At 41.4% G+C, this 14,616-nt stretch carries 13 protein-coding genes; 10 read left to right on the top strand and 3 right to left on the bottom strand.

Features of this window, described 5'->3' with window-relative positions:
- The 3 genes from JX304_RS02585 to JX304_RS02595 all read left to right on the top strand — a co-directional run.
- Positions 1-132: IS3 family transposase (locus JX304_RS02585; protein ID WP_205011152.1), on the top strand; the 132-nt coding region annotated here is incomplete at its 5' end.
- 326 nt (positions 133-458) lie between these two features.
- Positions 459-980: a GNAT family N-acetyltransferase gene (locus tag JX304_RS02590; protein WP_205011133.1), complete on the top strand. Its 522-nt coding sequence runs from the start codon at positions 459-461 to the stop codon at positions 978-980.
- 266 nt (positions 981-1,246) lie between these two features.
- Complete coding sequence (locus JX304_RS02595; RefSeq protein WP_205011134.1) at positions 1,247-3,322, top strand: ATP-binding cassette domain-containing protein; 2,076 nt, start codon at positions 1,247-1,249, stop codon at positions 3,320-3,322.
- A 495-nt stretch (positions 3,323-3,817) separates the two neighbouring features.
- Here the strand turns inward: JX304_RS02595 and JX304_RS02600 are convergent, their stop codons facing one another.
- Entirely contained in the window at positions 3,818-4,495 is a 678-nt protein-coding gene (locus tag JX304_RS02600) for a DUF1129 domain-containing protein (protein ID WP_205011135.1), read from the bottom strand.
- Between the two features lie 27 nt (positions 4,496-4,522).
- Positions 4,523-5,467 carry a magnesium transporter CorA family protein gene (locus JX304_RS02605; protein WP_187540063.1) on the bottom strand — a complete coding sequence of 315 codons (945 nt, stop codon included), beginning with the start codon at positions 5,465-5,467 and terminating at the stop codon, positions 4,523-4,525.
- Positions 5,468-5,589: 122 nt separating this feature from the next.
- Here JX304_RS02605 and uvrA point away from each other — a divergent pair, with 122 nt between their 5' ends.
- The 7 genes from uvrA (at position 5,590) to nusB (ending at position 13,177) form a co-directional block, all read left to right on the top strand.
- Positions 5,590-8,415, top strand: coding sequence for an excinuclease ABC subunit UvrA (gene uvrA / locus JX304_RS02610; protein WP_205011136.1), 2,826 nt, complete (start codon positions 5,590-5,592; stop codon positions 8,413-8,415).
- Positions 8,412-9,479 carry a M24 family metallopeptidase gene (locus JX304_RS02615; protein ID WP_205011137.1) on the top strand — a complete coding sequence of 356 codons (1,068 nt, stop codon included), beginning with the start codon at positions 8,412-8,414 and terminating at the stop codon, positions 9,477-9,479. Before uvrA ends, JX304_RS02615 begins: the two co-directional genes overlap by 4 nt.
- Before the next feature lie 56 nt (positions 9,480-9,535).
- On the top strand, positions 9,536-10,504 hold the full coding sequence (locus JX304_RS02620) for a TIM44-like domain-containing protein (RefSeq protein WP_205011138.1): 969 nt from the start codon (positions 9,536-9,538) through the stop codon (positions 10,502-10,504).
- 8 nt (positions 10,505-10,512) lie between these two features.
- The gene (locus JX304_RS02625; protein ID WP_205011139.1) at positions 10,513-11,619 is read left to right on the top strand and encodes an SPFH domain-containing protein; all 1,107 of its coding nucleotides are present in this window, start codon (positions 10,513-10,515) and stop codon (positions 11,617-11,619) included.
- 147 nt (positions 11,620-11,766) lie between these two features.
- A complete protein-coding gene (efp, locus tag JX304_RS02630; RefSeq protein WP_205011140.1) occupies positions 11,767-12,327 on the top strand; it encodes an elongation factor P in 561 nt (186 codons plus the stop codon).
- Positions 12,328-12,363: 36 nt separating this feature from the next.
- The gene (locus JX304_RS02635) at positions 12,364-12,753 is read left to right on the top strand and encodes an Asp23/Gls24 family envelope stress response protein (protein ID WP_003005404.1); all 390 of its coding nucleotides are present in this window, start codon (positions 12,364-12,366) and stop codon (positions 12,751-12,753) included.
- A complete protein-coding gene (gene nusB, locus JX304_RS02640) occupies positions 12,746-13,177 on the top strand; it encodes a transcription antitermination factor NusB (RefSeq protein WP_205011141.1) in 432 nt (143 codons plus the stop codon). The genes JX304_RS02635 and nusB overlap by 8 nt, the downstream gene beginning before the upstream one ends.
- 220 nt (positions 13,178-13,397) lie before the next feature.
- On the opposite strand, the gene lctO is transcribed toward nusB, so the two are convergent.
- Positions 13,398-14,534, bottom strand: coding sequence for an L-lactate oxidase (gene lctO / locus JX304_RS02645; RefSeq protein ID WP_205011142.1), 1,137 nt, complete (start codon positions 14,532-14,534; stop codon positions 13,398-13,400).
- Positions 14,535-14,616: the final 82 nt, after the last annotated feature.

A 14,616-nucleotide genomic window follows, 5' to 3' on the forward strand; every position in this document is an offset into this window, starting at 1 on the left:
AAGACGTTTCACTCACTTGAGCAATTGGAACAAGCTATTGTAGACTATATTGATTATTACAACAACAAACGAATTAAAGTAAAACTAAAAGGACTCAGTCCTGTGCAGTACAGAACTAAATCCTTTGGATAAATTAATTGTCTAACTTTTTGGGGTCAGTACAGTGGACCTCTTTTTCAGACCCTGGTGGGTCTTTTTTTCACGAGCTTGAAAACCAGAGAGCGAGTAAGACCCTGGTGGGTCTTTTTTTCACGAGCCTGGAAATATAAGAGCGAGTTGAGGTCCGGGGGACCTCTTTTTCATGAGCTTGAAAATAAGAGAGCGAATTAAGACCCTAACGGGTCTTTTTTTACGAGCCTGGAAATGTAAGAGCGAGTTGAGGTCCAGTGGACCTCTTTGACCTTTCCCTAGCTCTAATCGTGTTATAATGTGGGAAGAAATGTATCAAGGAGGGAATTATGAAGGAAGGTGTAATCATCAGGAGGATGATAAAGGCAGATATTGAGCACATCTCTCAAGCCTTTATTCACCAAGGGTGGCCGGGTAGAGAGGATATCTTGACTAGCTATTTTCAGGAGCAGGAGAATAGAGAGAGGGACGTATTAGTAGCTGAGTCGGATGGATTTGTGGCAGGCTATATCACTATATTGCCTGCTGCCAAGCACGGCCCTTTCGTGGGAGTCTATCCTGAACTATCTGATTTTAATGTTTTTGAACCATTTAGAAATCGAGGGATTGGGAATCAACTCTTAGAGGAGGCAGAAAAAAGAGTCTGGCTACTATCAGAGATTGTGACTTTAGGGGTTGGTTTACACTCGGGTTATGGCCCAGCTCAAAGACTGTATGTTAAACGAGGCTATATCCCAGATGGATCTGGAATTTGGTTTAGGGATCAGCCCTTGGACCCTTACAGTTCTTGTGAAAACAATGATGACTTAGTCCTCTATTTTTCAAAAAGGTTGAACAATGATATGCAGTAAAATAATGCTCCATAATTATTGCAGTGCTTTTACCAACCACAGAAATTATAGAATAAGATTAATTTGTCAGACCTGCCTTTGGGTAGGTTTTTTGTTTGTCTTTTAACTATAGTTGATGTTGAAAGTCAATTTTCTAGACAGAGATATCAACTAGAGGTTTAATTTTATTTAATATAAAAGTATTTTACTCATTTAAATTGATATAGCTTGAAAAAAGAGCTATAATATCCTTGAGGGTAAGCGTTCTCAAAAGGAGGTGGCTATTTATGTTTGAAATTCATAACTTGTCCATTAAGTATGGCAAGAAAACACTGTTGCTACCAACATCTCTAAAGTTCGAAAAGGGGAAAATATATACAATTTATGGAAAATCAGGAGTTGGAAAAACTTCGTTGCTGAATAAAATTGGGCTGATTTCAGAGTATGACCCTAATGTAACTTATATTTACGACGGCTCCAAAATTGATACGAGTGACAAGAAGATTGTTTCATCCTTTATTGCGCAAAATATTGCTTTTATATTTCAAAATCATAATCTAATTAAAGACCTAACTGTGTATGATAATTTGAAAATTTCGCTAAACTTTTTCAAATTATCAACTAAGGAAATAGAAAATAAAATAGATAATATTCTAAGTGAGTTAGGAATTTTAGAATTGAAGGATGTATATCCTGAGGATTTATCTGGGGGAGAAGAACAACGTGTTGCCATTGCTAGAGGGATGGTAACAGATAAGAATATTATTTTAGCAGATGAACCTACAAATTCTTTGGATTCTGAAAATAGAGAAATTGTCTCATCTTTACTGTTAAAACTAGCAAATAAATATAATAAAATCGTTATTGTAGTTTCACACGATGAATATGTTATTAACAAAGGAGATATAAAGCTGCATTTTGAAGACAAAAAATTAATTGGAGTGAAAGAAGATATAGAGTGTAATTTTCAAGAAGAGTGGCATGCTAGTAAATTAAAGAAACATATTAGATTAAAGATCCAAAAGAAAAGGAAGGTACCTCCTTTACCTGTACTTTTATTAATACTAATTTCTTTCACAGTTTCGCTTGCAGTTGGTTCTATGAATATTCAATCATTATTTTCTTCTAAGTATCAAAGATTAATTAGTGATTCATTAGAAAATGGTTTCTTGGTTATTAATGATTCAATAGGACTTAGAACGAGCAAGGTGATTGATGATTTCCAATCGCTATCAAATAAGGAAATACATCAAATTTCTGATAGTAGGAGTGTATACAAAATAGAACCATATATTGAATTTCCTAGTATGGGAATGACTTTTGAAAATGCTGAAAACTATTTAAAAATTAGTCGAGATTTTTCACCGAATCTATCTATTAATGGAAAGAATTTTCATTTATCCAAGAATTACAGTGTGCAACCACTATTCAATACGAATACGACTCAGAGACAAATTAAATACTTTGATAGGACTACGAATAGGGGGATATTTGTTTCGGAATCATTTATCAAAGAACAAAAGCTAGAAGACATTGTAGCTGGGTCGGAGATAACACTTACATATTATGTCCCCATTAATATTTATGAATCTCACATAGATAAAGAAGGAAACTATTCTAAATCTGATGGAGACCTATATGTGAAAGAGGAACAAACGTTTAAAATACTTGGCATCGTAAAAGAGGAGTATCCGTTTAACTATTCTGTAAATGATAACACCTTATTCATGGCGAGTGATGAGATGCTGAAAATACAGAGCAAATATATAGGTGTAGAAAGCGAACAGAGAGGAACACTTGATGATCTTTCTGTAAAAGAATGGACACCAAGTGCAGTACATGTTACTGTAAAGGATAGCAAAGATGTCCCTCAAGAAATCAATCGTATTAAAAAAATTTCGGATAAATTTTCAATTGTTTCGTCTTTCGAGAATTATAAAGAATTTAATAAAGGTTTAAAATACATAAAAAACTTTTTGCTAATTATTTCGTTTGTCATGCTTTTACTTGTAGTTGCAATCTTATCTTTTGTCTTCTTTTTAATAAATCGAACGAGAAAATACGAAGTTGGTGTATTGAAAGCTATGGGATACAATACAAAACATGTTTTTAGATTATTTATTCTCGAGTTATTAAATTATGGAAAGAAAATAATAACTTTATCAAGTATTCTGATTTTTATACTAACTATATTAGCTATTCAAATGCTTCAATTAGAAGTAGTTGATATCATTCATTTCTATCTAACTTCTATAGTTTCATTAATTTTACTTACGTTTGCTGTATTAATGACTAGTGGGCTCATTCCTATCTATATGACAGGGAAGCAGCCTATTGTTGATGCTATTCGTAAGAATAGATAAATTGATTGGCCATAGTGACCAAAGGCCATAAGTAATCGTTTGCCATGAAAGTTGTATGTTCCTTATGATCGAGGAGCCAACGGATCTGTCTTAATTGGTGTAGGAGTAAACTCTCCGTGGGGAGCTGTTAACCTGTGGGGAGGTCAGCATTATTATTCTCTAGATTTTTAGAATTTCTTATGGTTAGATAGGATGAATGGCTCACTGCTGGATAACAGCAGTGAGTTTTTTATCCTCCATAATCAGGAGAATAGTGAAGTTTCTTTTCTTTTTTTGACAATCTTTATTCCATAACGATCCGTCAATTTAACTATGTGGCTTCGATTAGAAATGTTTATCCAAAATTTTTTGAGAGTTGTTTTGCATATACTGGTTTTATAGGTTCATAGAGCTAAACATTATTCTCATAAGTCGATTTCATAATAAAAACACCCCAAAAATTAGATTTTTTCTGTCTAACTTTTGGGGTTCAGTTTAAACTTCATCCGTTTCTTTTTAGCGACGAGTTGCAGGTGCTGTGCTCGAACTTTTAATATTAAAGCGTTTCTTGAGGTAGAAGCGAAGGACAAGCGCTAGAGCTCCTAAAACGATGGCAAAAACATCTGGAATAGTTGGGTTGAGGACTTGTGGAAGTAAGGAGGTAAAGGACAAGACGATGACCCAAAGGAACATGACTCCGACAAGAATCGGCATGGATTTCCAAAGAGAGGGACGCTCACTGCGATCTTTTGTGCCATCCATATACTGATAGAAGAAGTAGTACATGAGATATAAGAGCAGAGCCCCTGTCAAACTTCCAAGGATCAAGGTGATCAACCCATAGCCAGTACGACGCGGTGCGACCAAGTTCATAAAGGCGCTGATTGCAGCAAAGACACCAAAGATAAAGAGGAAGGAATCCAAAATCATCAAGGAAGGAGCATCGTTCAAAGCAGGATGCTCTTTTTCATAGCGTTCTTTCTCGCTGAAGGAATTAGCCCATACGGTTGGAGCTCCAAAAAGAGTCCGTGCCGGAATCCCTTTTCCTTGATTTTCTTGGATGGCTGGAAGGATTTCCTGGATGAGGCTTTCTGCTTCTTCTTCCGTTTTCCCATTTTCAAGCAATTGGTGTTTAGCAATACGGATAAATTCTTGATTTTTCTTACTAAGTTGGTGAAGGTCTGTGTGAGACATAGTTACTCCTTTGATAGACAAGTTTGGTTAGAACCATTTTTTATGGATCAAGTAGACGACGAGGGAGCCGGTCATGGCGAAGGCAATAAAGATGATGAGCCAGAAGGCATTTGGTTCTCCATTGAGCGGTAATTCATTGTCCTTGAAGTTCATCCCGTAGGCTGAGAAAATCATGGTTGGGATGGACATGACGATGGTCACCATGGCCAAGGTCTTCATGATGTTATTCTGGTTGTTGGAGATGATTGATGCGAAGGTATCGGTCATGGAGTGGAGGATATTTCCATAAATATCTGCCATCTCAATGGCCTGTTGGGTCTCGATCAAGGTGTCTTCCAATAGATCCTCGTCCTCAAGGTACTTCTTGATATTACTGGTAGCGCTGGTCAATTTCTTGATCACACGCTCATTGGTTTTCAGTGAGGCCTTAAAGTAGACGATGGTTTTTTCTAACTCCATCAACTCAATCAGCTCTTCATTACGCGTTGATTTGTGCAATTGGCTTTCAATCTGTTCACTCTTTCGATCCAGGGTACGAAGCGCAGACAAGTAAAGTTCAGCGTTACGATAGAGGATCTGAAAGATAAAGCGCGACCGCATAAAGGTATAGAAATTACGCAAACGTCGGTGGATAAAGATATCTAGAAGTGGCAATTTTTCCAAGCAAGTCGTGATAATAGCCTCTTCTGTCAGGATAATCCCAAGTGGAATGGTCACGTAGTAGGTCTGGTTGTTGCGCTCTTCCTTGATGGGGACGTCAACGATGATCAAGGTATAGTCGTCCTCGATGGTCATACGGGACATTTCTTCCGCATCGAGCGGTGCTCGTAAGTCTGCAATATCAATATTAAAGGCAGAAGCGATTTCCATTGATTCGCTTTGAGAAGGGTTAACAAGGTTGATCCAGGTACCAGGTTCTAGTGTCTCTACTTCTTTAAATTCAGTCGTTGTCGATAAAAAGACCTGTTTCATGGTACCCTCCCTTGTTTTTGTTACACCTTAACATTATATCAGAAAAAGGACGGTTTTGGATAAAAGAATACTAAAAAATTTGTTATAATGGAGGTTAACAAAAAGGTGATTAGAGTAAGAATATGCAAGATAAAATTGTCATTCATGGGGCCCGTGCCCATAATTTAAAAAATATAGATGTGGAAATTCCACGGGACAAATTAGTCGTGGTGACCGGTTTGTCTGGATCTGGAAAGTCCAGTCTGGCCTTTGATACCCTCTATGCAGAAGGCCAGCGTCGCTACGTGGAGAGCTTATCAGCCTATGCCCGTCAGTTTTTGGGAAATATGGAAAAACCAGATGTGGATTCGATTGACGGATTGAGTCCAGCCATTTCCATTGACCAAAAAACGACCAGTAAGAATCCGCGTTCCACTGTGGGGACAGCAACTGAGATCAATGACTACCTGCGTCTGCTCTATGCGCGTGTCGGTACGCCATATTGTATCAACGGGCATGGAGCGATTACCGCTTCTTCAGTTGAGCAAATTGTCGATCAAGTTTTGGAATTACCAGAGCGCCAGCGCCTGCAAATTCTAGCTCCCATTATCCGCAAGAAAAAAGGCCAGCACAAGAATATCATTGAAAAAGTCCAAAAAGACGGCTATGTTCGGGTCCGCATAGACGGTGAGATCTATGATGTAACAGAGGTTCCAGAACTGTCTAAAAGCAAACAGCACACGATTGAAGTGGTGGTGGACCGGATCGTACTCAAAGAGGGCATCCGCTCGCGCCTCTTTGATTCGATTGAGGCAGCTCTTCGGATTGCGGATGGCTATGTGGTCATTGATACCATGGATGGCAAGGAACTGCTCTTTTCGGAGCATTATGCTTGTCCTGTCTGTGGCTTTACCGTCCCTGAATTAGAACCCCGCCTCTTTTCTTTCAATGCGCCTTTCGGCTCCTGCCCAGACTGTGATGGGTTAGGCATTAAGCTGGAGGTGGACTTGGACTTGGTGGTACCAGATGATCGCTTAACCCTTCGTGAAGGAGCTCTTGCCCCTTGGAATCCGATCTCTTCCAACTACTATCCTCAGATGTTGGAGCAGGCCATGATTCATTTTGGCATTGATATGGATACGCCTTTTTCAGATCTGACTCAAGAAGAAAAGGACTTGGTTCTCTATGGTTCAAACGGGAAAGAATTCCACTTCCACTATGAAAATGAGTTTGGTGGAGTTCGGGATATTGAGATTCCTTTTGAGGGGGTCGTAAACAACATTCACCGTCGTTTCCGTGAGACCAATAGTGATTTCACCCGCAACCAAATGCGCTCTTATATGAACGAATTGACCTGTGCGACCTGCCATGGCTACCGTCTCAATGACCAGGCTCTCTCTGTTCGTGTCGGAGGAGAAAAGGGGATGCATATCGGGGAGGTGTCGGATCTATCGATTGCGGACCACTTAAAAGCCGTGGACCAGCTGGTTTTAACGGACAATGAAGCCACGATTGCAAGACCGATCCTAAAAGAGATCAAAGATCGTTTGACCTTCTTAAACAATGTAGGTCTTAATTACTTGACCTTGTCTCGATCAGCAGGAACACTGTCAGGTGGAGAAAGCCAGCGGATTCGCTTGGCAACCCAGATCGGTTCCAATCTCTCTGGTGTCCTTTATATCTTGGATGAGCCATCAATCGGCCTCCATCAAAGGGACAATGACCGCCTGATTGCCAGTCTTAAAAAGATGCGTGATTTAGGCAATACCTTGATCGTCGTCGAACACGACGAAGATACCATGAGAGAAGCAGACTACCTGATCGACGTCGGCCCAGGTGCCGGTGTCTTTGGTGGAGAGATCGTTGCTGCAGGAACTCCAAAGCAGGTGGCGCGCAACAGCAAATCCATTACCGGCCAATATTTGTCCGGCAAGCGCAAGATTCCGGTTCCAACAGAGCGCCGTTCAGGGAATGGTCGTTCTATTGAAATTACAGGGGCCAGTGAGAACAACTTACAAGATATTACAGCACGTTTTCCTCTGGGCAAATTCATCGCAGTCACTGGTGTTTCAGGTTCTGGGAAATCGACCTTGATCAATGGCATCTTGAAAAAAGCCATCGCTCAAAAGCTCAACCGCAATTCGGAAAAACCAGGGAAATACAAGACCATTCAGGGGATTGAGCATATCGATCGATTGATCGACATTGATCAAAGCCCAATTGGCCGTACACCTCGTTCTAATCCAGCCACTTATACAGGCGTCTTCGATGACATTCGTGACCTTTTTGCTCAAACCAATGAGGCCAAGATTCGTGGTTACAAGAAGGGGCGTTTCTCTTTCAATGTCAAGGGTGGCCGTTGTGAAGCCTGCTCTGGTGACGGTATTATCAAGATTGAGATGCACTTCTTGCCCGATGTATTTGTACCTTGTGAGGTCTGCCATGGACGTCGCTACAATAGTGAGACCCTCGAAGTCCACTACAAGGAAAAAAATATCGCAGAAGTGCTGGATATGACGGTCAATAAGGCAGTCGAATTCTTCAAGCACATTCCGAAAATTGAACGCAAACTCAAGACCATCCAAGATGTGGGCTTGGGCTATGTAACGTTGGGTCAACCAGCGACCACCCTTTCAGGTGGGGAAGCACAGCGGATGAAGTTGGCTTCTGAATTGCACAAACGCTCTACAGGTAAATCCTTCTACATCTTGGATGAACCAACGACAGGACTTCATAGCGAAGACATTTCTCGCTTGATTCAAGTCTTAGAGCGGTTTGTGGATGATGGCAATACCGTCCTTGTAATCGAGCACAATTTGGATGTCATTAAGACAGCAGACCATATCATCGATTTAGGACCAGAAGGTGGTATCGGTGGCGGAACCATTATTGCGACCGGAACGCCAGAAGAGGTCGCAGCAAATCCTGCTAGCTACACAGGACAATATTTGAAAGGAAAATTACAATGAATCAACGGATCGACAATTTACGAAACAAAATGAAGACCAAAAACCTTAAAGCGGTACTGATTAACAATTTGAAAAATGTCTATTATTTGACCCATTTCTGGGGTTCAAACGGGACGGCTTTGGTGACAGAAGAACGCGTGATCCTCTTTACGGATTCGCGCTACACCATTCATGCCCATGCGACTTGTTTCCCCTTCGTGGAGATCGTAGAAACCCGTGATGAGCTGACTGCAGCTGCAGAGATCGTGAAAGATCTAGGAATCAAAGAACTTGGTTTTGAGGACGAAGTGACGGTGGCCTACCATGCCCGTATGGCTTCTGTTTTCAGTGGCATCAACCTTCAATCCCTAGCGAACTTTGTGATGGAATTGCGCTTGATCAAGGATGAAACAGAGATTGCGGCCATTAAAAAAGCTTGTAGTATCTCTGACCAAGCCTTCCGTGATATTTTGGACTATATCAAGGTGGGACAAACTACAGAATTGCAAGCAGCAACTTTCCTCGATTTTAGAATGCGGGAGTTGGGAGCATCAGGTGTATCTTTTGATATCATCTCCGCAGCTGGTGAACGTTCTGCTATGCCACACGCGACTCCAAGTGATCGCGTCATCTCAGATGGGGATGCCTTGACTCTTGATTTCGGTTGCTTGTATGACCACTATGTCAGCGATATGACACGGACGATCTATGCTGGACATGTCAGCGACAAGGAAAGAGAAATTTACGAAACAGTTTTGAAAGCCAATCAGGCCTTGATTGCTGCGGCTAAAGATGGACTTGGCTTCCGTGATTTTGATAAAATCCCACGTGATGTGATCGAAGCAGCCGGCTATGGCCAATACTTCACCCATGGAATCGGTCATGGGATTGGACTGGATATCCATGAAGAACCCTACTTCAGTCAAATGTCTAAAGAAGCCATTCAAGCAGGGATGGTCTTGACAGATGAACCAGGGATTTACATTGAAGGTCTCTCTGGTGTGCGCATCGAAGATGACCTCTTGATCACAGAAACAGGCTGTGAAGTCTTGACCCTTGCTCCTAAAGAATTGATTGTCCTATAAAATAGACAGTATTTTCTTAACCCTTGTGTAACGAACAAAGATAAGAAATGAGGCCTATGAAAAAACGAATTTTAGTATTGGGAATTCTTCTTGTAACCCTTCTATTTGCATTTGCTCCTTCTGCTCATGCTGGTGTCGGCAATACGCATAGTGGTGGTAGTAGTACGATTCATTCTGGCGGTGGTGGTGGTAGCAGCTGGTCTGGAGGGGGAAGTAGCTGGTCCGGTGGCAGTAGCTGGTCTGGTGGATCCAGTAGCTACAGTTCTAGTTCTGGATCAGACTCTGGTGGGGCGGTAGCAGTTGTCGCCATCATTGGATTGATTGGATTTGTCTATAACATTGCAAAAGAGGCTAATGAGAGTGATGATTCGTCCTATTCAAATAGTGGTCCAAAACGGACAACCGAAGAACGGGCGGGTCGACCAATTGAGAACAACTATGAAGCGATTCGCCGCATCCGAAAACTGGATCCAATGTTTGATGAAGACCGCTTTTTGTCGCAAGTCAAGCTGGTTTATCTTCAATTGCAGTCTGCTTGGACAGAAAAGGATTGGAATTCCGTACGGAACTTAGAAAGTACGAGTCTTTATGAGCAACACTTGACGCAGTTGCAAGAGCATATTCGTGCCAAAACAACCAATGTTCTAGAGCGCGTGTGTGTGGAAGATTCGAAGATCAAAGACTTTATCGAAAATCCAGAAGGCAATGACCGCATTGAAGTCATTCTGTCTTCGACGATGAGAGATTACATCCGAAATGATGAAACGGGTCGTGTGATCGAAGGGGATCCAACCAAAGATCTCTTTACCGTTTACCGCATGGTCTTTCTCCGTGAACATGGAGCTCAGACAGAGATCATTAAGAATTCTGAAGTCGTTAGTGATCACTGTCCAAACTGTGGTGCGCCATTGACAATTGATTCAATCGACAAGTGTGAATATTGCCAAGCGTCCTTGAAGCACAATCCAAAAGATTGGGTCTTGGATGTCTACGAAGTTGTGGATGAAATTGAATTCTACAGATAGGAGAATGTATGGGATTTATTAAAGCAGCCCTTTCAGCGGGCATTTCAAGTTTTCAAGATAGTAAATTTAAGGAAGCCATTACCTTACCGGAAACTGTTCCGGCAACAGCTTTGGCCATTAAGGGACAGCTGTTGACCAAAGATCCAGATGGGCGTTCTCGTCAGAGCAACCAAAATACTGGTCTGTTGACAGATGGCTCTGTTGTCATTGTTCCTCAAGGCTATGTCGCTCTTTTAGTCAATAATGGGACCTTTTTGGGAGACCTCCTAGAAGCAGGGAGTCACGAATGGCAAGCTGGTGAAAATGCCTGGTTGTTTGAAAAGGGTGGCGTTAAAGGAACTTGGGACCAGTTCAAGAATCGCTTCTCATTTGGTGGCCAAGTGGTCACCCAACAAGAAATTATTTTTGTGCGGATGCAACCTTTTACAGGAAATAAATTTGGAACTCAAAACCCAGTCGAGTACTTTAGCGACCGTTACCAACAGCTTCTGAGCATTCGCTTTTATGGTCTCTATGATGTGAAAATAGCAGATCCGGTTCTTTTCTACGTCAGTGCAATTAGTCGCCAAATTACTGCTGATAAACCGTTTACCTTGGAAGATGTGGCTCAGGGAACCTTGCGCCAAAACTTAGCGCCAAAAATTGCCGTTGCTATTTCAAAATATACAGCTGAAAATAAGGCAGATATCTACAATATCAATGCAGATCAAGACGTCTTCAATGAAGTCGCAAAACGCGAAGTGAACAAAAATTGGGCAGAATTATATGGTATTGAATTAACCAATGTCCTGATCGAAGATTTGAGCTACGATGCTGATAGTATGGCCAAGGTCAATAAACTAGATAGTGAATTGGCAGCCATGAAGTACAATACCATCGAAATTGAAGAGCGTCGTGCCCGTAATGAAGCCCTGGTAGCAGCTGCCAAAAATGAAGGTGGCAATGGCATGAACATGATCATGGGGATGAACTTAGGACAAGCCCTTGGCAATGACCTTCAAAGACAAGCCTCTCCAGCTTCAGACAAGCCTCATACCTTCTACATTGAAGTAGATGGGAAATATGTTCATGTCACCAAAGATGCGGATGGTAATATTGTTCCTGTTGACGAATAGAAGGGAACTAGGCTCAGAGATGTAGAGGTTCCAATCGCTAGTCTCTGCACTCTTTCCTTCCTAAAAAGAAAAGATTGCTGTTTGAGAAAAATCAAATAGTGTGTTACAATAAAGAGTAATCTATTTTTAAAAAAGAGGTAATAAAACATGATCGAAGCAAGTAAATTAAGAGCTGGTATGACGTTTGTCACAGCAGATGGAAAATTGATTCGCGTTTTGGAAGCAAGTCACCACAAACCAGGTAAAGGAAATACCATCATGCGGATGAAATTACGTGATGTCCGTACTGGTTCTACATTTGACACAAGCTACCGTCCAGAAGAAAAATTTGAACAAGCGATTCTTGAGACTGTCCCAGCCCAATACTTGTACCAAATGGACGATACAGCCTACTTCATGAACACAGAAACTTATGACCAATACGAAATCCCTGTAGTCAATGTTGAAAATGAATTGCTTTACATTCTTGAAAATTCAGAAGTGAAAATTCAATTCTACGGAAGTGAAGTGATTGGGGTAACAGTTCCTACAACTGTTGAATTGACTGTTACAGAAACTCAACCATCTATCAAAGGTGCTACAGTGACTGGTTCTGGTAAACCTGCTACAATGGAAACTGGTTTGGTCGTAAACGTTCCTGACTTCATCGAAGCTGGACAAAAATTGGTCATTAACACTACTGAAGGAACTTACGTTTCTCGTGCATAAGAGACATCTCAGGGTGTCAAATAGAAAGGAACTTCTATGGCAACTGAACAATTTGGTGACATCGTTATTGCACCACGTGTATTAGAAAAAATTATTGCGATTGCGACAGCAAAAGTAGAGGGTGTCTATTCGCTTGAAAATAAGAGTGTTTCAGATAGCTTATCAAAACGCTCACTTGGACGTGGCGTCTACCTTCATACGGAAGAAGATGGTCAAGTTTCAGTAGACATCTATCTCTATTTGGAGTATGGAGTTGCTGTGCCATCTGTAGCAGTAGCGATTCAAAAAGCGGTCAAGTCTGCGGTTTATGATATGGCAGATGTAACCTTGGATGCTGTTAACATTCACGTTGTCGGTATCGCGACGGAAAAATCTCCAAAACCAGACTTGAAAGACTTGTTTAACGAGGACTTCCTCAATGACTGATGAAATTTTATTAGAATCACGTCGAGATTTGCGTGAGCGCGCCTTCCAAGCCTTGATGGCTTTGGAATACGATGGAGACATTGTCGAAGCTTGTCGCTTTGCTTATCTACATGACAAGGACCTAGCAGAAGATAAAGAAGTCGATCTTCCTGTCTTTCTCATGAATCTCGTGACGGGTGTCTATCAGTCAAAAGATCAACTAGACCAACAAATCGGTCAACATTTGAAGATTGGTTGGACAGTGGAACGCTTGACCTTGGTGGAGAAAAATATTCTGCGCCTTGGCATTTATGAAATGACAGAGTTTGACACTCCACAGATTGTCGCTGTGAATGAGGCAGTCGAATTGGCTAAGGCCTTTTCAGATGAGACTTCATCACGGTTTGTCAATGGTGTTCTCAGTCAATTTGTGACAGAAGCATAGTATAAAAGAGCCCTCGGGCTCTTTTTTGATTGAAGGAAATATCTATTTTGGGACTAGTTTTTAATGTTTTTACACTTGAGTAGTTAATCCCCACAGTTGAAAAACGCCTCTTTTTAGTAGAGTCGTGTACATCCTGTTTGTACTCTCTAAAACAAATAGAGAGTGGGACAAGGAACGATTTTTAGTCAACATTCGTTCTGTCCCACTCCCTCTTTTCTTATTAATACAATTTCAGATCACGAGGATCTACTGGGAAAGTTGGATTGTATGGATTGTGACGAAGTTTGAAGTGTTTCACATCTTCAATCGTCTGAGTTCCAGATAGTTGCATCACGGTCTTCAATTCTGCATTCAAGTGTTCAAAGACTTGGCGTACACCTACGCTACCACCCAGAGCTAAGCCATAAATAACGGGGCGACCAATAGCTACCAAGTCAGCTCCTGAAGCCAAAGCTTTAAAGACATGTTGCCCACGACGAATACCAGAGTCAAAGACAATCGGTACACGTTTATCAACTGCTTCTGCTACTTCTTGAAGTGAGTCAAAGGCGGCTGGACCACCATCAATTTGACGACCACCATGATTGGTCACCCAGATACCTGAGGCTCCTGCAGCTAGTGAACGTTCAACATCTTCACGGCATTGTGGCCCCTTCACATAAACTGGGAGTCCAGAGTATTCAGCGATAAATTCTACATCACGTGGAGAGAGGCGTTGTTTAGCTGATTTGTAGACAAAGTCCATTGACTTACCAGCACCTTCAGGTAGGTATTCTTCTACAATTGGCATACCAACTGGGAATACAAAGCCGTTTCGTTTATCAACCTCACGATTCCCCCCAACAGTCGCATCTGCCGTTAAGACGATCGCTTTATAGCCTTCTGCCTTCACGCGATCCATAATGTGGCGGTTAATTCCATCATCTTTACTAAAGTAGAACTGGAACCAATGAGGAGTCCCTTGAAGGGCTTGCGTAATTTCTGGAAGATCAACTGTAGAGTAGGAGCTTGTAGTATAGAGGGAACCAAACTCATGTACCCCGCGCGCAGTAGCCACTTCCCCTTGTTCATTGGCTAATTTATGAGCTGCAACTGGAGCCATAATGATGGGTGAAGATAGCTTTTCACCAGCAAATTCAATCTCAGTACTTGGATTTTCCACATCACAAAGCGTATGAGGGACAATCAGCTTATGGTTAAAAGCTCGGATGTTTTCACGCAATGTAAAGGTATCTTCTGCTCCGCTAGCGATATAGCCAAAAGCAACTTTTGGAATGACTTGTTGAGCCATAGGCTCCAAATCATAAGTGTTAATAAAATCTACAGGTCCTTCTGCATTGCTTGTTTTATATGACATAAAATGTCCTCCTTCATAAGTAAGCGGTTACTCTTTTCTTACCCACCTATCTTAACTTATTTGCAAACGATTTTCAAAAAAT

The sequence above is a fragment of the Streptococcus parasanguinis genome, assembly GCF_901875555.1.
GTDB classification, from domain to species: domain Bacteria; phylum Bacillota; class Bacilli; order Lactobacillales; family Streptococcaceae; genus Streptococcus; species Streptococcus parasanguinis_H.

Excerpts from the sequence above, each read along its gene's own strand:
- efp (WP_205011140.1), top strand. The coding sequence starts at position 11,767 with ATGATCGAAGCAAGTAAATTAAGAGCTGGTATGACGTTTGTCACAGCA.
- JX304_RS02595 (WP_205011134.1), top strand. The coding sequence starts at position 1,247 with ATGTTTGAAATTCATAACTTGTCCATTAAGTATGGCAAGAAAACACTG.
- uvrA (WP_205011136.1), top strand. The coding sequence starts at position 5,590 with ATGCAAGATAAAATTGTCATTCATGGGGCCCGTGCCCATAATTTAAAA.
- JX304_RS02615 (WP_205011137.1), top strand. The coding sequence starts at position 8,412 with ATGAATCAACGGATCGACAATTTACGAAACAAAATGAAGACCAAAAAC.
- JX304_RS02620 (WP_205011138.1), top strand. The coding sequence starts at position 9,536 with ATGAAAAAACGAATTTTAGTATTGGGAATTCTTCTTGTAACCCTTCTA.
- JX304_RS02605 (WP_187540063.1), bottom strand. The coding sequence starts at position 5,467 with ATGAAACAGGTCTTTTTATCGACAACGACTGAATTTAAAGAAGTAGAG.
- JX304_RS02600 (WP_205011135.1), bottom strand. The coding sequence starts at position 4,495 with ATGTCTCACACAGACCTTCACCAACTTAGTAAGAAAAATCAAGAATTT.
- nusB (WP_205011141.1), top strand. The coding sequence starts at position 12,746 with ATGACTGATGAAATTTTATTAGAATCACGTCGAGATTTGCGTGAGCGC.
- JX304_RS02625 (WP_205011139.1), top strand. The coding sequence starts at position 10,513 with ATGGGATTTATTAAAGCAGCCCTTTCAGCGGGCATTTCAAGTTTTCAA.
- lctO (WP_205011142.1), bottom strand. The coding sequence starts at position 14,534 with ATGTCATATAAAACAAGCAATGCAGAAGGACCTGTAGATTTTATTAAC.
- JX304_RS02635 (WP_003005404.1), top strand. The coding sequence starts at position 12,364 with ATGGCAACTGAACAATTTGGTGACATCGTTATTGCACCACGTGTATTA.
- JX304_RS02590 (WP_205011133.1), top strand. The coding sequence starts at position 459 with ATGAAGGAAGGTGTAATCATCAGGAGGATGATAAAGGCAGATATTGAG.